This window comes from Streptomyces sp. NPDC092296 (assembly GCF_044755465.1).
Taxonomy (GTDB): domain Bacteria; phylum Actinomycetota; class Actinomycetes; order Streptomycetales; family Streptomycetaceae; genus Peterkaempfera.
In genome coordinates this window covers 23,943-42,702 of record NZ_JBIVRB010000021.1, presented here as the reverse complement: position 1 = coordinate 42,702, position 18,760 = coordinate 23,943, and the positions used below count along the sequence as shown (strand labels likewise).

The following is an 18,760-nucleotide window of genomic DNA, read 5'->3' as shown; positions in this document are numbered from 1 at the left end:
GTCCGAGACCAGGAGCGGCATCAACACACCCTCGCGGCATAACGAACGAGTGTCCAAGATCCCAGGGAAACTTCACGATCCTGGTGCACCGTTCGTACACCACTCATCCGTACGACCTGAAGCCCGCTGTGCACGGCCGCCAGGAGGACGACAGCCGCTACCAGCTCGCCTTCGACGAGGCTGGCGAGGACGCTCTCACGATCTTCTGACTCCTCGGAGAGGACGAGCGCGCCGCCGACAGATGCCGCACCCCATACGGATCACGCGGATCCGGCCAAAGGCATCAGGGAGTCCCACGCTCCAGCAGGTTGCTCATGGCGTCCGCGTGGCGACGCAGCACCAGCCCGTCCGTCGCCGTCTCTGTAGGCCAGCACGTGATCACCGGGTTGATTCCTGCCTCGGCCAGAAGGCTGAGGGGGAGCGTGACGTGCCCGTCCTTGTCGCTGACCAGTTCGTCGGGGGTGTGGATCACTCTGGGTCCTTCGGAAATATGGGGCACTGCCGGGCGCTGCGGTGCGCGCCCGGCGGCGAGGACGGTTCGGTGTCACCCGAGCGGCACGGACGTGCGGCCTCGGTCGCGGAGCCGGCCCAGGTGCGCGTTGATGTCCTCAAAGAGGCAGGTAAGGGTGTCGACGGACGCGGTGGGGGCGGTGCCGTCGCCGGGGCCGTCGGGGAGACGGTCCCAGGCGACGGGGGGAGCGGAGTCGGCCTCGCCGATCCAGGCCAGCAGCTCCGCGTCGTCCGGGAGTTCGTCGGGCCCGATGATCTCGTACATCAGGGTGCTGCTGGCGATGCCGATGGCCTTGCACAGCGCGTTCAACTGGTCGCCCAATCGGGGAGCGCCGGCCGCGGCCAGGTTTTCCATGACCCCGAGCACGGCCAGCGCGGTGGGGCGGTGGTCCATGACGCCGAGGCGCAGGGCGGTGTTGAGGAAGTCCTGGTTGCCGCAGGCCGCCTCGACAGGACGGTAGTCGGCGCCGTCGCGGCACATCTCGGCGGCCCACCAGAGCCGGGCGAACGCCTGGACGGAGCTGCCTCCCACGAATCGGGAGGCCTGGACGACGGGAGTCCGTCGCGCGTCCTCGCCCCCTGCCGGGAGGTGCCGCCACAGGACGTAGTCCGGGGCGACGACCATGGCGAGGTATGCCCACAGGTCCTTGTCTGCAGCCTCACTCCTGGTCAGTCGCAGGGTCGCGTGCAGGCGCGGCGCGAGCCAGGCGTCGGCGTCGGTGCGGTCGCTCGCGAAGCGGGCCATGGCCTGGTCCAGCAGCTCCCGGACCGGTGCGGTGTTCCACCGCGCCGACGGGTCGGCGATCACGGTCGCGGCGCGCAGCAGAGCGACCTGCGCGGGCGGTTCGGCTCCGGACAGAACGGCCTGGTTGAGGTGACGGGTGGCCACTCCCACCGGCAGCAGGGCGAGTCGATCCTCGGTGGCGTGCTCGAACTTCACCGGTCTTCTCCCTGGGACGAGCGGGCGGTGAGGCGCAGCGTCGTGGCGAGCTGCTTGGGTAGCTGGGCGCGCAGCGCGGCGGCGTACTGGATGCGGGACTGCAGCTCGGTCCAGCCGTAACCCTCCTCACGTCGCGCCCGCAGTTCGACGATCGCGTCCGTGGGGGACAGTCCGGGGAGAACGTCGGAGAGCATCGTTTCGAGGACGGACTCGCGCCACCCGGTGGGCATCCGCAGCCGGCCATCCTCGTCGAACTCGACATCGCTCACCGCCGCGTGGAACATCGTCTCCCATACGTCGCTGACGATCTGAGCGTTGACGAGAGCGGCCGTCGCCTTCTCCACGGTGCTGCTGCCGCGCAGCAGAGCGGTCAGTCCCTCGACGCCCTGGTTCAGGTAGACGGTCGGCATATCACCGGAGGTGTCGACGAACCAGGGTGCGTCCTTGAGCGGGCGCAGCCAGGCGTACGGGCCGTCGCGGAAGTCGGCCTCAACGATCCGGATCTCCTTGTCCCGGACGGGGATCTCGGCCTGGAGGTCGATCACCCAGTCGGTCTCGCTCCGCCCGACCATGCGCCCCCGGACTCCCTCGACCGCCGCCACGACCTGCACGCCGAGGGTGGCCCGGGAACGGTGCCGGGATCGGCGCAGTCGCACGGAGCCCTGCCAGGTGCCGGAGCCGCGATCCTTGGTGAGGCGTTGAACGGTCCTGGTGTTGGTGGTCGCCTCCTCCAGCACGGCCACGCAGACGAGTTCGGACCAGGGGCCGTAGGCGATCTCCTCCTCCGGCAGTACGGCCCGGACGTCGAACACCGCCTCCTGCCAGTCGTCGCGGCCGGCGTCATCGAGGGCGACGGTCTGCAGTGAGGGGGAGATCTTGGCGTAGTCGAGTGGACGGCTGTCGACCCGGACGCGGGTGATCTCGACCTCGACCCGCCCGCTCAGGACGGCGTAGGGGTAGATGATCCGGCTCATGGACGCGCAGCTCCTTCGACGGCCTTGCGCAGGCTCACGGTGACGTTGGTCCGGCCAGCGGTCACCGGGTGGCTGTCGACGTCGGTGACGCCGCTGAACATCGCGTACCGGACGCCCGGGGCGATGACGAGGACGTCCTTGACGAAGGAGCAGTTCTCCGTGGCGGTCAGTTCTGCCCAGCGGACCGGGCTTCCGGAGCCCGACCCGCCGGCGCCGAAGCACGCGGTCGGCGAGAGGTGCCAGGGGTCGTCCTGTTGCGGGACGGCGACGCGCACGCGCAGCGACCATGCCCCGGTGGTGTCGACCTCGCCGTCGATGTCGTCGACGGTGGGGTAGCCGCGGCCACGACGGGCGGGCTTCCGCACACCGCCAGTTGCTGCGGTGAGCTTCAGCAGGCTCCGCAGCAGCTCGGGGCCGGCTCCGGCTACAGGCGTGACAGCCCGCACGCCGACGATCGCGCGTACGGCGTTGTCGGCCGCCACGCGGAACTCGTCGAGGCGCCTCTTCGCTCCGCGCACGTAGGTGTCGGACAGCTCCTCCGTCCACTCCCAGCGGTTGTGCTCGGGCGGCTCCGACGCGCGAAGGAAGGCCTCGGCGCGTACGACGTCCTCCCCGTCACGGGCGGTGGCGAAGCCGGCGAGCAGAACTGCTTGGTAGGGCTCGACGCCGAGGCCCAGGTCGCGCGGCCTGCGGCTGGTGATCCGCATGCGATTGCCCCGCATGGAGACGACCTGACTGTGGGTCCGGTCGCTGTTGTCCGCCGGCGTGAGCAGCAGCACCGCGTCGTGGGTGACAGCCGTGGCCCCCTTGCCGTCGGTGCGCAGTGGCGGCACGGTGAGCGTGACGGCGCGCTCGACCACGTCGGTCCGGCTGGTGAGCTCGGTGACGGTCTCTCCGGCCAGGTAGGCACGCAGGGCACGGGCCAGGGCGGGGCGGCGCTGCTCGGGGCTGACACGAGTCTCCGGGATCAACTCGCTCCCGTTGCGCAGGGTCCGGACCGATGCCTCCAGCAGCGGTGGCACGGAGTCCGTTCCGGTCATCGCGGCCCAGAAGTTCTCCGCCAGGGAGTCGCAGAGCTTGTCGTGCATGGCCTGGAGGCCCTCGTCCCCGGCCGCGACGGCGGCGGCGTCGTGGGCGCCGACCACCAGGAAGGAGGTACCCGGGTCCTCACCCTCACGTTCCAGATGGAGGTTCGTGGTCTCCTGCTCGACGCCCCACCAGGAGCGGGAGACGTTCTCGAAGGCGCGGTCGCTGTCCGGTTCGCCGAACCAGGCCGGTCCGGCGAACGCCTCGCCGCCCACCTCGCGCCAGGGCAGGTCCAGGCGACCGATCAACCGCCTTGCCGTGCGGCCCTCGTGGGGGACCGAGAGGGTACTGTTGATGAGGACGAGGCCGAGCCGGCTGGTTGCCCAGAGGGTCGCCTTGCCCAGGCCGTAGGAGCCACCGGCTCGGCGGTTGTCGCCCTTGTGGCTGTCGAGTTGACGTCGGACGACGGCGGCGAAGCGGCCGTCGTCGTACTCGGGTCCGGTGAGACCGTTGGCGTTGTAGTCGTCGACCCGGAGCAGCAGGAGTGAGCCGGAGGCTTCCATCTCCCGCAGCCCCTCGGCGAGCGCCCGGCCGACCTTCTGGTCGGTGGTCGCGGCGGCGGCGTAGTGGGACTTGAGCGATTCCCACCGCACGGCATCCAGGAAGCTGCGAAAATGTTCACCGGTGAGCTCGTGCAGGATGTACCGGACGCGGACCGGCCGCGTCGGGTCACGCCGCTCGTCAAGGGAATTCTGCGTCGCCTCGCGTGCGAGGACACCGAGGTCCGCGTCGAAGGCGAACGCCGCCGCGTTGCCGAACTCCCGTCCACCATCGGTGTGCGCCGGGCGGTGGTACCAAGTCACCGGCCGTGCGGCGACAGCGTCGCTCGTGCGTTGGTACACGGTGGCCAGATCGGTGCCGAAGGCATCCGCGATCAGGCGCACCGTCTCCGGCCGTGGCTGCGCCCGACCAGTGATCCATGCGGACACTGCGGCTCGGGTGACGCCGACCACGGCCGCGAGCTCGGCCTGGGTCATGTCGCGGCGTCGGAGCTGCCTCCCGAGCCAGGGTCCGAAGTCTTCACTCTCGTTGATCACTGTGGGCGTTCCCCTCCGCCGGTGCCGTCGACCCCGTATGTCGCCGGTTGTTCATACTGGTCAGAAGCATGCTAGCAGTGATATTTGCGCTCATCAATGTGTCAAATTCGCTTGTCGTCCGGCCACTCCAGGCCGCGCCAGTAGGTGCCTGGTAATGAATGACAGCACCCTGATCGAGGGCTTCCGGTGGTGGGAGTGGCGATGGGGGAAGGATGTGGATCTTCGACTTCTGTCCGCGTGCCCGTCTCTCAAAGGGGCGTAAAGACATTGAAATTGAGGCAATTGGGGCGACTGAGCGACGGTGTGCTCTGCGGGTGGAATGCCGCTGGACGCGGACGGGGGGACTGTGCCACCATATGCGCAGCTGACGTACTGTTGGATCGCGATGACGGCAAGCCAGTTAAGCAATTTTTGGGCCCCTTTTGGGTTGCCCCTGTACGGCAATTGCATGTCCCGTTCGGCTGAACGTCGGACGGAGTGTCATTTCACTGACGTTGAGCCTCTCGGCGAGACAGCACACCCTTTTTCTCCCTGTTCCATGCACCGTTGTTCTTCGACCTCGCCGTGCCCGTAGGAGGCTGCCGTGGCTCCGCTTTCCCCCAGTGACGACGACACCCCGTCGTTGATTCGGGACTACAACTCCATGGACCCGTATCTGCGTTCGGAGTTTCTCGACGCGATCGGGATGACGCGGGAGGGCTGGAGGTCGATGGTCGCGGCTCACGAGCGGCGGCGCCGTGCTGCCCGCAGGCAGCGGTCGTCGACCAATGCGTCGTGGGAGGAGAGGAGTTCGACGTCGGGACCCGACGGCAACGTGTCGTCCGGGCGCAAGGCAGTGGTGGTTGTCCTTCGGCTTCCGAGCGCGCCAAAGCGTGTTGAAATCCTGCTCGATGCTGGTGGGGTCAACGGCAATGCCCGTTGGCGGTACCGGTCGGCTCCTCCGTCGCGGGGGTTCGCTGCCACCGGTCCGGGGAGGCGTCCTTCCGGCGCCGGCCGCCGGCTTGGGCTCCGGGGGCGTCCCTCTGCTCCCTTGCTCGGGATTGTCATCGTGCTGCCCGAAGAGTAGGGGCGGTGGTGGTCGGCCCTCCGATAGCCTGCGGGATCGGAGGGCCGGCCCCGGCTGTTGTCGGCACGGATGCCATCGAGGGATCGACACGCTCCGTATCTCCGGCAAGCGCATTGCTTTTCTGTTTTCCGTCGATCTTCATCTTGATACTTGGTCCGGGCCATCCCGGACAGGAAGCAGCTGGGTCGTGAGCGATCAGACGTCGTCGCAAGGTTCGGATGACTTGGTGATTGAAACGGTGTCGGAGCAGACGACCCGCACCCTGGAGACCTATCGCATCGATCCCGGCCTGGTACAGGAGCACGCCAACGGCGAGCTGCGGATAACGCAGGGTGGATACGGCGAGCGTCAGTTGTTCGAACTCGTGCAGAACGGTGCCGATGAGATCGTAAATAAACCCGGCGGCCGCCTGGCCGTGGTGCTGACCGACGATACGCTCTACTGCGCCAACCAAGGCACCCCGGTCACCGCTCAGGGCGCCGACACGATTTTGCGCATGAGTGTCTCCCGCAAGCGCGGCGGCCAGATCGGCCGCTTCGGCGTCGGCGTGAAGTCGGTGCTGTCGGTGACCGACGCGCCACAGTTCTTCAGCACCAGCGGATGCTTCGGCTTCGACCGGACCTGGTCCGCCGACCGGATCGCCGAGGCTCTTGGACTCCAACAACCCCTCGACATGGACACCCCGGTGCTCCGGATGGCCCGTCCTCTCGACCGAGAGGAGGAGCTCGACAAGGACGACGTCCTGCGGGAGCTCCTGGCCTGGGCGACCACTGTGGTCAAGCTCCCCCTGCTGCCGGGGGCGGCCGAGCGCCTGGGGCACGACATCGCCGGCTTCCAGCACCGCGACGGTCGCGAGACCAACGCCTTTCCCTCCGGCTTCCAGATCTTCTCCTCCCACGTCGGCGAGGTGCTGCTGGAGGACCGGCGTCGGCTTCCCATCCAGCGCCGCAAGCTGTCCGTGCAGGTCTCCGGTGAGCGGCGGGTCATCCGCGAGGTCGGCACAGGGATCAAGGAGACGGCGAGCGAGTGGAACGTCTTCACGGTCGCCCACGAGCCCACCGCGGAGGCCCGTGGCAGTGCCGGTGAGCTGCACGACCGCAGCGTCATCGATGTCTCCTGGGCGGTTCCCGCCTACGTCGAGAAGGACGGGTTGCTGACGGTTCCCCCGGGGCGCGGCCAGTTCTGGTCCTACTTCCCCACCAAGTACCCGGTCTCCGTGACGGGTTACCTGAACGCGGCGTGGAAGACCAACGAGGACCGGCAGAACCTCCTCGACGGCAGCGCCTTCAACCGTGAACTGCTTCAGGTCGCGGCCCGTCTGGTGGTCACCTCCCTGCCCCGGCTGTCCCGCAAGGAGGACCCCGCCGCCTGCCTGCCGCTCCTGCCCGGCCGCACCAAGGAGGCCGTGAACTGGGCGGAGGAGTACTTCATCCGCCATGTCTGGGACGCCGCCGCGCAGCTGCCGTCCCTGCCTGACCAGGACGGCGTACTCCGCATTCCCCGTGACCTGCACATCCACCCCGAGAAGCTGCAGCCGGAATGGCTGCGTATGTGGGCCGAGTACCCCGGGCGCCCGCGCGACTGGGTGCACCCCTCCGTCGACGCCAACCCGCTGCGCCACGGCAAGATGGAGCACATCCTGCTGGCCGCCAGGAAGTCGCCGGAAAGCGTCCGCACCTGGCTGGAGGCACTGGTTTCGGACGGTACCGCCGAGTCGTCCTGTCACGCGATCCGTATCCTCGCAGCAATGGTGGAGCACAACGGGGACAAGGAGACGCTGGAGGCCGCGCGCAGCGCTCGCATCGTGCTGACCGACGCCCACGGGATGGTGGCCCCGGTCGCGGGCAAGGTTTTCCACCGCACCGGTGCGGACGAGCTCCGCGACGACATGGTCTACGTGCACACGGCCATCTCCGAGCGGATGGAGATGCAGCGCCACCTGCACACCATCGGCATTCGTATCGCCGATGCCCACGGCCGCTTCCAGGGAGTGCTGGACCAGGGCTTCGAGGGCTACACCCCGGAGCTGTGGACCCAGTTCTGGATACTGCTGCGCAGCGCGGGAGGCAACGCCCAGGTGGACCGCATCCGCAGCCGCTACCCGGATGCCCGAGCCGTGCTCCGCGTCCGCACGGTCGACGGGCACTTCCGGCCCATGGCCTCGTGCCTGCTGCCCGGCGTCGTCGTGCCCGGGGACGGTAGCAGGGACGCATCGATCGCCGTGGACACGAACTTCCACGGCGCGGACGCCGCGATCTTCCGCGACCTCGGCCTGGTCGACCGGCCCGTCGTCGCCCACGATCCGAAGCGGCAGTCCTGGTTCGAGGAGTACCGGCAGGCGGTGCACGACCAGTACCTGCGCCGACTTGCCGCAGACGCCCCGCGGACCAACATCAACCGGCTCGTCCTGGAGGGAGCCGCGCCCGCCGGCCCCTTGGACCTGCTGACCCGCCTCTCGGAGGAGGGCCGCGCCGCGTTCGTCGCCGCGATCCCGGACGTCGGCGTCGTCGAGAGCTGGACCCGCGCCTACGGCACCTCCTCCAACGGCCGCACCGAAGTGGCCTCCCCGCTGCGCTGGATGCTCAACAAGCACGGCCTCGTGCGCACCTCGCTGGGCCTGACCTCGGTGCGCGAGGCCGTCGGCCCGCAGCTCAAGGCATACGCGCAGGTGCTGCCCGTCGTCACCGACATCTCCGAGTCGAAGGCCCGTAAACTGCGCATGCCGGCCACCCCGGAAGAGGTGCCGGCGAACCGTTGGCGCGCTCTGCTGGACCGGGTGCTGGTCAGCGAGGACGACGCCTTCATCGGCCACGCCTACGCCCTGATGCTGCGCGTCGGCATGGACTTTCCCGAGGACGTCCTGACCCGCTGCCGTGTGGGTGGGGCCTGGGACCTGCGTCCCGACACGGAGATCGTGGTGGCAACATCCGCAGCGGACTTCAGCGAACTCGTCCGCGAGCAGCTCCCCGCGCTCCTGGTCGCGGACAAGGCCGACGCCGCGACCGCGGCCCAGATGATCGAGCAGTGGGGGATGCTCAAGGTCGAGGACGTCATCAGCAAGCAGGTCCGCAAGGCCGGGGCGACCCGGCCGACGCTGCTCGTCGATGAGTTCCCGCCGCTGCGTCAGCGCCTCGGCAAGTCGGTCGAGAACCGGAAGGTCCAGCGCTGCGGTGAGCTGGAGCAGGAGATCCGCACGCCGCGCGGTGCGGAGCTGAGGCCGCTGTCCTCGGCCCGCAACGGGTCGACTCTGCTGGTGCTCGACACGCTCTCCCCGATCGATGTCCTGGAGGCCGCCGACCGGGAGTTCGGCTGGCAGCTCGGTCGCCAGGGCTGCAAGAGCGTGCTGGACCTCCAGACGCGTCAGGAGCAGGACCGGGAGACCCGCGCTCGACTGCGGCAGATCGCCGAGGCCGAGAGCGTCATCGACAAGATCGCCCTGTTGATCGGCGAGGAGGAACTGCGCACCGAGCTGCCCCCGGGCCTTCTGGACAGCGAGGTTGCCGAGCGTGACGGTGAGCAGCCGGACGCCCGGCGTATCGCCGAGCTGGCCTTCAACTCCCACGGCGAGGAGATTCTGCACATCCACAGCCGGGACCTGGCTCGCGCGTTCCCCGGCAATGCGCCGAGCAGTTTCACGGGCGACGCCAAGGCACTTAAGTTCGTCACCGACCTCGGGCTCCCCGACTCGTTCGCCGGCTCCCGGGTGCCGCCGCTGGAGGCGCGTATCCAGGTGGAGGGCCCGTCCGAGTTCCCCGCGCTGCACGAGTACCAGGAACAGTTGGCACAGGCGCTCCAGCGGCTGCTGGACAACCCGGTGCCGCAGCGCGGGATGCTGTCCATCCCGACCGGCGCCGGCAAGACGCGTGTCACCTCCGAGGCCGTGATCCGGTGGATCCGGAAGCGTGGCGAGCTCCCTGGGCCGGTGCTGTGGATCGCAGAGAGCGAGGAGCTGTGTGAGCAGGCCGTGCAGAGCTGGCGGTTCGTCTGGTCCAAGGTGGGCGCGGAGATGCCGCTGGTCATCAGCCGCCTCTGGTCCGCCAACGAGGCCGCGCCGGTGACGGGTGAGCCGCACCTGGTCGTCGCCACCGACGCCAAGCTGCAGAGTGTGCTCGGCCACGAGGACTACGCCTGGCTGCGGGACGCCGCCCTGGTCATCGTCGACGAGGCGCACCGGGCCACCTCCCCCCGTTACGGCGAGATCTTCGAGCACCTTGGTGTCAACCCGCCGATGACGCGTCGCCACCTGGTCGGACTGACGGCCACCCCCTACCGCAACAACGAAGACCTGACCCTGCGCCTGGTGCGCCGCTTCGGCACCCGCCTCGACCTCGACGTCTTCGCCAGCGACCAGAACGAGGCCATCCGGCGGCTCCAGGACCTCGGCGTCCTGGCCCATGTCAGGCACCGTGAGCTCCTCGGGGCCGAGATCCGGCTCAGTTCCGACGAGGTCTCCAGCTCGGAGAAGTTCGGTGTGCTGCCCAAGCGCGCCGAGCAGCGCCTCGCCGAGGACCGGGACCGCAATCAGCGCATCATCGAGGAGATCGAGAACCTGCCCGCAGACTGGCCGATCCTCGTCTTCGCCACCTCGGTCGCCCACGCCAAGTTCCTGGCCGCCAAGCTGAACGACCGACAGATTCGCGCTGCAGCCATCGACTCGGCCACGCCAGTGTCCGAGCGCCGCAAGCGCATCGAGGACTTCCGCAAGGGCCGCATCCAGGTGCTCACCAACTACGGAGTCCTCGCCCAGGGCTTCGACGCCCCCGCCACCCGTGCGGTCGTCGTCGCCCGTCCCACTTACAGTCCGAACGTCTATCAGCAGATGATCGGCCGGGGTCTGCGCGGACCGAAGAACAATGGCACGCCAACCTGCCTGATCCTCAACGTGCGTGACAACGTGGTCAACTACCAGGGCGAGCTGGCCTTCACCAAGTTCGACTACCTGTGGAACGGGGACAAGTGAGCGAGCCCCAGCGCGCGATCACCCCGGCGCAGCAGTCCGTCGTCAGCCAGCCGTGGGACGCCCGCACCCTTGTCACGGCGGGTGCCGGCGCCGGTAAGACGCATACCCTGATCCGCCGCCTGGAAGCGCTGGTCGAACGGGAGGAGCTGGAGGCGCACGAGATCCTCGTCCTCAGCTTCTCCCGGGCCGCGGTGCGCGAGCTGCGTGAGCGGATCGAGAGCCACGCCGACGCCGCCTGTAGGGTGCGCGCCCAGACCTTCGACTCCTGGGCGGCCACCCTGCTGCGACGGGCGTATCCGGACCGCGACTGGTCGGGGACCACCTTCGACCAGCGCATCGAGGCCGCCACCGAGGCCATCGAGAGGGGCGCGGTCGAGGCGGGCGAGTTCGGCGCCCCAGCCCACGTGCTGATCGATGAGGTCCAAGATCTTGTCGGGGTGCGGCGTGAGATGGTCGAGGTGCTCCTCGACCGCTTCCAGGCACAGAGCGGCTTCACCGTGGTCGGGGACGGCGCCCAGGCCGTCTACGGTTTCCAGGTCACCGACGCCGACCAGCGGGCGCAGGAGACGAACTACTTCTTCGACTGGATTCGTGGCTCGTTCGCCGAGGACCTGGTCGAGATCCAGCTCGGCGACAACTTTCGAGCCCGCACCGAGCAGGCCAGGGTCGCTCTTTCTTACGGCCCGCAGCTCCAACGGCTGGTCGCCGAGCGGGAGCCGGCCGAGGCCCAGGCCGAGCAGATCCACCGTGAGCTGCGACTCCTGCTCGACGAGGCCCCCCACTTCGGCACGCTGGACGACCCCTTCGTCCTGGACTCGCTCCGGTACTTCGACGGACCGACCGCGATCCTGTGCCGCGACAACGGTCAGGCTCTCTCCATCAGCCAGACCTTGCACGAGGCCGGAGTGGACCACCGGCTCCAGCGCTCGGTCCGGGACCGTCCCGCTCCCGCCTGGATCGCCGGCCTGCTCGCCGCCACCGATGCGGCCGACCTCCCCGAGGCGCGCTTCACCGAACTGGTCGCCAGCCTCGACCACCGGCCGGACCTGGATCCGGCGGTGCTCGCGCGAGCGGTACGCGGGGTCACCGGCAACCGGCGTGGCCGGATCGAACTTGCCGCGCTGCGCCTGGCGGTGGCGGAGAGGCGGCTCCCCGACGAGCTCACGGCGGTCGAACCGGCCTCGCTGGTCGTCTCGACGGTGCACCGCGCCAAAGGGCTGGAGTTCGACCGCGTCCTGGTCGTGGAGCCGGTGGAGCTGAGACGACCGAAGGAGGTGGCCAAGAAGAAGATCGACTACGACCCGGCCGCAGAAGCCCGCCTCCTCTACGTCGCGATGACCCGGCCTCGGGACGACCTCTACCGACTCGACCGTCCCAACACCTGGCTGGTCCGCAAGGACAGGTGTCTGGACCGTTGGTACATCGGAGGCAGCCGATCGTGGGCCCGCAACGGCGTCGAGGTACTCGGCCGCGACGTCTGCCACGCACACCCCCCGGGGGTGCGCAACGTGGCCGCCGACCCCGTCGAGGTTCAGCGATACCTTGCTCACGAGGTCCGCGCCGGCGATGCCGTCGAGCTCTCCCTGCTCCACCGCCTGCCCGAAGGCGAGGACCAGACGCCACCGTACGCGGTCCTCCATGACGGTCGCCCCGTTGCCGAGGTGTCGGAGGCGTTCCGTCGCGCCCTGCATCTCATGCTCAGCCGCGGCGGCGGCTGGTCCGAGTACAACGTCCCCGGCCGGATCACCGGCCTCTACATCGACTGCGTCGAAACCGTCGCGGGCAGCGACATCGCGACCGAGCGTGCCGGTCTCGGCAGCTCGGGAGCCTGGCTCGCCCCCCGTCTCAGCGGCCTCGGCCGCTTCAACTGGACCGACCCGTCCGATGACTCGAACCCGGAGCGATTTCCCTCATGAGCCCCTCCATCCACGACTACTACGCCCTGCGCGACCGGCTCGGTGCCGCCCTCCGTCTGGACCTCCTCGGTCCGGTCGGTGGTGAGGAGGAGATCCTCAAGGACGACGCGCCGGTGACGGTATATCCGATCGGGGTCCTGTTCCCCCAGGAGACGCCCGAGGCCGCCCGCGGCAACCGGGACGGCCACGAGACCGACGGAGACGACTCTCCCGCCCTCGTCCGCGGCGGCGACGGCGAGGAGGAGACCGTCGAGCGCAGCGTCTCGCTCGCCAACATGCGGCGGCCCTCCTCCATGGGGCTCACCTTCGCCGTGGACCCCACGGTGGCGGAGCGGATCGTGCTGCACACCACGGCCGCCGTCTACCGCCCCGAGGACGCCGAGGGCAACTCCGTCGCGGCCGCGCGCACCGAGGCCCGGAGCACCCAGGAACAGCGCGAGCGCTGGCGCCGGGTCCCGCTCGACCTGGCCGACGTCGAGGTGGACGTGACGACGCCGACCACGGTCGGGCAGCCCCTTGCAGAGGGGCTGGAACTCCGGGTCCTGGTACGCCCCAGGGGCCGGCACGGCACCGTGACCGTCACCGCCTCGCTGATCAACACCCGCACGGTCGGCTCCCGGGAGCTGAAGGATGCCGCCTGCTACTACCAGCCCACCCTCCGGATCCGCGCAGGCACGCCCGGCGCCGAGCCCTTCGTCGAGCGCCGTACCTCCTCCGGCAGCCACGACCGGGAGTTGATACTCGGTCGGTTGCTCCACCGGCACGCCCCCGGATTCGCAACCGGCCACGGTTGCGCGGCCGTCTGGGACTGGACGCCTCCGCCGATCGGTGCCCCGATCACTGGGCGCGCCGCCGTCGCCGAGGTCCGGACAGAGTTCGTGCCCACCCACGAGGTGCTGCTGACCGACTCGAACCGAGCCATCGCCGTCGATGCGCTGTCCATGCGGGGTCTCGGCACCGCCGACCCGAAGGCGGTGGTGGATGCGCTCGGGGCGCTCCTCGACGGATACCGGACGTGGATCGACGAACGCAAGGCCGAGGCGGAGACCCTGGCCGGCACCGAGTACGAGCCCGCCGCGCAGGAGCGGATCGAGGCGTGCGAGACGGCGCTCACCCGCATGAGCATGGGCGTCGCGCTGCTTTCCGAGCCCGCGCATGCCCACGCGATGCGGGCGTTCCAGCTCGCCAACCGGGCCATGGCCGAGCAGCGCGCCCGCACGTCCTGGGTCAGGGCGGGCAAGCCCGCCGGTGGACCGGATGACAGCAAGGAGTACTGGCGTCCCTTCCAGATCTGCTTCTTGCTGCTCTGCCTCCAGGGCATCGTCGAGGACGAGCACCCCGATCGTGGAATCGCCGACCTGCTCTGGTTCCCCACCGGTGGTGGCAAGACCGAGGCGTACCTCGGCCTGGTCGCCTTCACCACCTTCCTGCGCCGTCTCAAGGACTCCACGCACGGTGGTGGTGTCACCGTGCTGATGCGTTACACCCTACGACTGCTGACGCTCCAACAGTTCGAGCGTGCCACCGCGCTGATCTGCGCGATGGAGCTGACGCGCTCCCGCCACGAGGTGGAACTGGGACAGGAGGGCATCTCCATCGGCATGTGGGTGGGGAAGTCCGCGACCCCGAACGACCTGGTGACGGCCCGCGAGAAGTTGGACGCCCTGCGTGCCGGCGGCCGCTCGCTCGACAAGGAGAACCCGGTGCAGCTCCAGGCATGCCCCTGGTGCGGCAGCCGGCTCGACGCGTCGAACTACGAAGCCGCACCGGAATACGCGCGTATGTACGTCCACTGCCCGGACGCGGACTGCGCGTTCCATCGCGGCGAGGGACTGCCCGTGCACTTGGTCGACGACTCCGTCTACGCCGCGCACCCGACGCTGATCATCGCCACCGTCGACAAGTTCGCGTCCATGCCGTGGCGGGAGCGGACGGCCGCGCTGTTCAACCGCGATCTGGAGGAGACCAGGCCGCCGGAGCTGATCGTCCAGGACGAGCTGCACCTCATCTCCGGCCCGCTCGGGACGCTCACCGGGCTCTACGAGACCGCAGTGGACATCTTGGCGAACCGGCCCAAGGTGATCGCGTCCACGGCGACCATCCGGCGCGCCGACGAACAAGGCCTGCACCTCTTCAACCGCGAGGTCTGCCAGTTCCCGCCGGCCGGACTCGACTCCCGTGACTCCTGGTTCGCGGTCGAGGCATCCCGCGAGGACAAGGCCACCCGCCGGTACATCGGCCTGCTGACCTCCAGCACTAGCCAGTCCACCTTGCTGATCCGTACCTACGCCGCCCTGCTGCACCAGATTCAGCTCGGCGACGCCGACGACGAGGTCAAGGACGCCTACTGGACCCTCGTCGGTTACTTCAACAGCCTGCGGCTGTTGTCCGCCGCCGAACTCCAGGTTCTCGACGACGTGCAGGACCGGATGGAGCAACTCGCCGCCCGTGACGGTATTGAGAAGCCCCGCCACCCCGAGGCGGTGACGGAGCTGAGCAGCCGGGCCAGCGCGAGCGACATCCCCAAGCGCCTCAAGGACATTGAGCGCAGGCTCCCGTCCCCGGACACCACCGATGTCCTGCTCGCCACGAACATGATCTCCGTCGGTGTCGACATCGACCGCCTCGGCCTGATGGCGGTCATGGGCCAGCCACAGACCACCGCAGAGTACATCCAGGCGACCAGCCGGGTCGGCCGACGTCATCCGGGTCTGGTTGCAGTCATGCTCAACTCGACCCGATCCCGGGACCGTTCGCACTACGAGAGCTTCCAGCACTTCCACTCCGCCCTCTACCGCGAGGTCGAGTCCACCAGCGTCACGCCCTTCTCGGCGCGTGCCCGCGACCGCGGCCTGCACGCCGTGATCGTGGCCCTGGCGCGGCTGATGGTCCCGGGCGCGCGCGACAACGCGGCGGCGGCCCGGATCGAGGACTTCGTCGACGAGATCAACGGCGCTGTTCGGGACGCGCTGCTGGAGCGGGTCGCGAGAGTCGCGCCCCGGGAACACTGCGCCACAGCTGCCGCCTTCGACGAGTTCGTCGACTGGTGGCGCGAGGCTGCGGCCGTCGATCCGAACCTGCTCTACGAGGCCCACGCCAGGAGCGGCAGGACCACTCTCCTCAGCGCCTTCGACAACGACCTCCCGGAGGGTCGCACGGGCTGGCCCACGCTGTGGAGCCTGCGCGACGTGGACGCCTCCTCGACCTTCTTTCTGGAGAAGCGATGACCCCGCCGCCCCCTCGCAAGCGAGGAACCGTCCGACCCGGCGCGCCGATCACGCCCCTGCGCAAGCTCGGCGAGATCCGCCGTGCCCAGGCCATCACCACCTACGGCGTCGGCTCCATGATCGCGGTCGACAACGAGTCCTTCGTCATCGCCGGGCTCGACACCTGGGACGTCAGCCGGACCCGGACCCTCTGGGAGCCCCGCCTCACCAGGGTGACGGGTGCCCATGAGTTCAAACTGCCGCCCGCCGTCGACTCGGAGGATGCCCGTGACGGGGTGCGGGCCGCCCGTTTCCCGCAGTTGTACTCGTGCCCGGAGTGCCGTGAGTTGCAGTACTACTCGAAGTTCAACCCGCCGAAGGACAAAGCGGTCTGCGGCGCCTGTGAGCGGGACCTCGTCCCGTCCCGCTTCGTGATGGCCTGCGTCAACGGTCACCTCGACGACTTCCCGTACTGGAAGTGGGTCCACCGTTCCTTCTCCTACGGGCCGGGCGAGGCCGGCTCGGTTGGCCGGTGCGGCGGCAAGCTGCGACTGCGCGCCGAAGGTTCCACGGCCTCCCTCCGCGGTGTCGTCATCGGCTGCACCTGTGGCGCGAAGGAGGTGTCCATGGAGGGAGCTTTCCGCAGTCAGGCGTTGCGCGACCTCGGCATCCGGTGCACCGGACGTCGCCCCTGGCTCAAGGACGCCCCCGCCCAGCAGTGCGGCGAGCCGCCGCGCACCCTTCAGCGCGGTTCCTCCACCGTGTGGTACCCGGTTGTCCACTCCGCCCTGTCCATCCCACCGTGGAGCGACGGTGTGCTCAAGGCCCTCGGCCCTCACTGGAACAACATCCAGGACGAGGCCGAGGACGAGGCCGAAATCCGCGCTTACCTGAAGGTGGCGAAGTTCGAGAAGAAGAACCGGGGGCTGACCGTCGACGACGCGGTCGCCGCGGTGCTGCGGGCTCGCGAGGCTGAGGCGGAGCCGCCGGCCGAGGAGCACACCACGCTGTCGCCGCGCGATCTTCTCTACCAGGAGGAGTACCGGACTCTTCAGCGTGAGCGTCCGGAGGATGGGCGTGACGAGCTGCAGGACTTCGTCTGCGAGCCGCCCAGCGGTGACCGTACGCCGGATGGTATTGGACAGGTCATGCTCGTCAAGCGGGTCCGGGAGATTCGCGTGTTGCACTCCTTCACCCGGGTCGAGGAGCCGGCCGTCGGCGACACCGCGAGCAGTTCCCGCCGGGCCGCGCTCGCTCTCCGGAAGCCGGACTGGCTGCCCGCCATCGAGGTCAGTGGGGAGGGCGTCTTCGTCCGCCTCGACCCGGAATGGCTCGCCGCGTGGGAGCAGCGGCCCCAACCGCAGGAGCGTGCGGCGCGCGTTCGACGCAACCACGAGGCGCTGCTCCGGGAGCGCTACGCCAACTCCGACCGGCCCGTCCCGCCGTCCCCGATCTCCCCCCGCTACCTGGCGGTGCACACGCTCGCGCACCTGCTCATCAACGAGTGGAGCCTCGACGGCGGCTACCCGGCCGCGTCCCTGCGCGAGCGCCTGTACATCGGCGACGACATGGCCGGTTTCCTCATCTACACGGCGACCAGCGATTCCGCAGGAAGCCTCGGCGGCATCGTTGCCCAGGGCGAACCCGAGCGCCTCACCTCCTCGCTGGAGTCCGCGCTGCTCCGGGCCTCCTGGTGCTCCAACGACCCCCTCTGCTCCGAGGCAGCGGCCAGCGGCGCCGACAGCGTCAACCTCGCAGCGTGCCACGCCTGCGTCCTGCTCCCCGAGACCAGTTGTGAGACGAACAACGCCTTCCTCGACCGGGTCGCCCTCGTCGGCACGCCGGACGGGGTGGTGTCCGGCCTTTTCTGACCCAGCGGGGCTTTCGGGCAGGGGCGGGAACTCCGGCCCTGCCCGAGGCGACCTGACGATCCACGAGGTCAGTAGGTGTAATGCTTCCGGATCGCCGCGTCGAGATCCTTTTGCGGGATGTCCAGGGCGGCGGCGAGGATGTGCATGCCGAGCCGGGGCGGCACGGCGTTCCCGATCTGCTGGGAGATGTCCTTGCCCGCCCACGTCCAGTCCGGCGCGGCGGGGAACGTCTGCAACTGTCCCATCTCGGACCAGGTGAACCGGTCGGCGGCAACGCCCCCGGGCGCCTCGACCCGGTTCCGGGACACCTTGCCGGTGACGGTCGCCGACGGCTCGTGGGAGTACCGACGCCCACGGGCCTTCGGGTTGCCGCCGGTTCCGTAGTTGGAGATCACGACGAAGGGGGCCGGTCGGTCCGGGAGCGCCGTGGCCATCGGTACGGGGTCCCTCCGACCGTGCAGGCGTGCGGCCCGGACCTTCTTCATCGGGTTGAACGGGTCGTGCGTGGGCTGCGGCATGCCGGGAATGCCGGAAAGACGATCCGAGTCGCGTCGCCGGGCGATGAAGATCGCTCGACGGCGGGTCTGCGGCACACCGTACTCCTCGGTGCGCAGCACCTTGGGATCCGCGACCGAGTAGCCTTCCTTGTCGAGCAGTTCGGCGTACTTCTCCCACACCGGGCGGACCGCAGGGACCTGCTCAAGGACGATCACCTCGAAGGGGCGGCCGGCATCCAGGGCCTGCAACGCCCAACGCAGCGGTTCGAGAACCAGGCCGGTGCGTTCGTCCTCCAGCGTGGAGAGGTCGGCGCGGATCGCTTCCAGCGGTTCGCGGGTCACGAAACGGTCGGCGAATTCGAGTACCTGGTCCAGGGCCTTTCGCCCGCTGCCGCTTCCGGCCACCGTGAACGTTTGACACGGGGGACCACCCGCCAAAACGTTGGCGTTCTCGAATTGCTCGGGTCCGAAGAGGCGGACGTCGCCCGGTGTCGTGTCCAACCCGTTCGCCGCACGGGTCGCGCGGGCGCCGCCGTCCCACTCGATGCCCACAGCTGGAATGCCCAACTGACGCGCCGCAAGATCGAGTCCGCCGGGGCCGGCGAACAGGTCGACAATCGTGAACGGCGCGGACATGCGGATTCCTTGCTGAGCGGGGTCTGGATCGTGGCACGGGCTGACCTTCTGGCCCCTGGAC

General features: G+C 69.2%; 10 protein-coding genes. 5 read left to right on the top strand and 5 right to left on the bottom strand.

Going from position 1 to position 18,760, the window contains the following annotated elements; all coding sequences use genetic code 11:
- Positions 1-83: 83 nt before the first annotated feature.
- Entirely contained in the window at positions 84-209 is a 126-nt protein-coding gene (locus ACIQGZ_RS28035) for a hypothetical protein (protein ID WP_402607098.1), read from the top strand.
- A gap of 74 nt (positions 210-283) precedes the next feature.
- Here the strand turns inward: ACIQGZ_RS28035 and ACIQGZ_RS28030 are convergent, their stop codons facing one another.
- The 4 genes from ACIQGZ_RS28030 to ACIQGZ_RS28015 form a co-directional block, all read right to left on the bottom strand.
- Positions 284-472, bottom strand: a complete 189-nt coding sequence (locus tag ACIQGZ_RS28030; protein ID WP_402607095.1) for a hypothetical protein — start codon at positions 470-472, stop codon at positions 284-286.
- Positions 473-544: 72 nt separating this feature from the next.
- Positions 545-1,450 (bottom strand): DUF6339 family protein, encoded by a 906-nt coding sequence (locus tag ACIQGZ_RS28025; RefSeq protein ID WP_402607092.1) that lies wholly within the window; start codon positions 1,448-1,450, stop codon positions 545-547.
- Positions 1,447-2,424: a hypothetical protein gene (locus ACIQGZ_RS28020; RefSeq protein ID WP_402607089.1), complete on the bottom strand. Its 978-nt coding sequence runs from the start codon at positions 2,422-2,424 to the stop codon at positions 1,447-1,449. Before ACIQGZ_RS28020 ends, ACIQGZ_RS28025 begins: the two co-directional genes overlap by 4 nt.
- Positions 2,421-4,547 (bottom strand): helix-turn-helix transcriptional regulator, encoded by a 2,127-nt coding sequence (locus tag ACIQGZ_RS28015; protein WP_402607086.1) that lies wholly within the window; start codon positions 4,545-4,547, stop codon positions 2,421-2,423. The genes ACIQGZ_RS28020 and ACIQGZ_RS28015 overlap by 4 nt, the downstream gene beginning before the upstream one ends.
- Before the next feature lie 1,304 nt (positions 4,548-5,851).
- On the opposite strand from ACIQGZ_RS28015, the gene ACIQGZ_RS28010 reads away from it, so the two are divergent.
- The 4 genes from ACIQGZ_RS28010 to drmB are packed head-to-tail and all read left to right on the top strand — an operon-like array spanning position 5,852 to position 17,566.
- Positions 5,852-10,573 carry a DEAD/DEAH box helicase gene (locus ACIQGZ_RS28010; RefSeq protein WP_402607084.1) on the top strand — a complete coding sequence of 1,574 codons (4,722 nt, stop codon included), beginning with the start codon at positions 5,852-5,854 and terminating at the stop codon, positions 10,571-10,573.
- Complete coding sequence (locus ACIQGZ_RS28005) at positions 10,570-12,489, top strand: UvrD-helicase domain-containing protein (RefSeq protein ID WP_402607081.1); 1,920 nt, start codon at positions 10,570-10,572, stop codon at positions 12,487-12,489. Before ACIQGZ_RS28010 ends, ACIQGZ_RS28005 begins: the two co-directional genes overlap by 4 nt.
- Positions 12,486-15,716: a helicase-related protein gene (locus ACIQGZ_RS28000; protein WP_402607078.1), complete on the top strand. Its 3,231-nt coding sequence runs from the start codon at positions 12,486-12,488 to the stop codon at positions 15,714-15,716. The genes ACIQGZ_RS28005 and ACIQGZ_RS28000 overlap by 4 nt, the downstream gene beginning before the upstream one ends.
- Entirely contained in the window at positions 15,713-17,566 is a 1,854-nt protein-coding gene (drmB, locus tag ACIQGZ_RS27995) for a DrmB family protein (protein ID WP_402607076.1), read from the top strand. Before ACIQGZ_RS28000 ends, drmB begins: the two co-directional genes overlap by 4 nt.
- Positions 17,567-17,634: 68 nt before the next feature.
- Here the strand turns inward: drmB and ACIQGZ_RS27990 are convergent, their stop codons facing one another.
- Positions 17,635-18,699, bottom strand: a complete 1,065-nt coding sequence (locus ACIQGZ_RS27990; RefSeq protein WP_402607074.1) for a DNA cytosine methyltransferase — start codon at positions 18,697-18,699, stop codon at positions 17,635-17,637.
- Positions 18,700-18,760: the final 61 nt, after the last annotated feature.

Coding starts and splice junctions, on each gene's coding strand:
- ACIQGZ_RS28020 (WP_402607089.1), bottom strand. CDS start 2,424: ATGAGCCGGATCATCTACCCCTACGCCGTCCTGAGCGGGCGGGTCGAG.
- ACIQGZ_RS28000 (WP_402607078.1), top strand. CDS start 12,486: ATGAGCCCCTCCATCCACGACTACTACGCCCTGCGCGACCGGCTCGGT.
- drmB (WP_402607076.1), top strand. CDS start 15,713: ATGACCCCGCCGCCCCCTCGCAAGCGAGGAACCGTCCGACCCGGCGCG.
- ACIQGZ_RS27990 (WP_402607074.1), bottom strand. CDS start 18,699: ATGTCCGCGCCGTTCACGATTGTCGACCTGTTCGCCGGCCCCGGCGGA.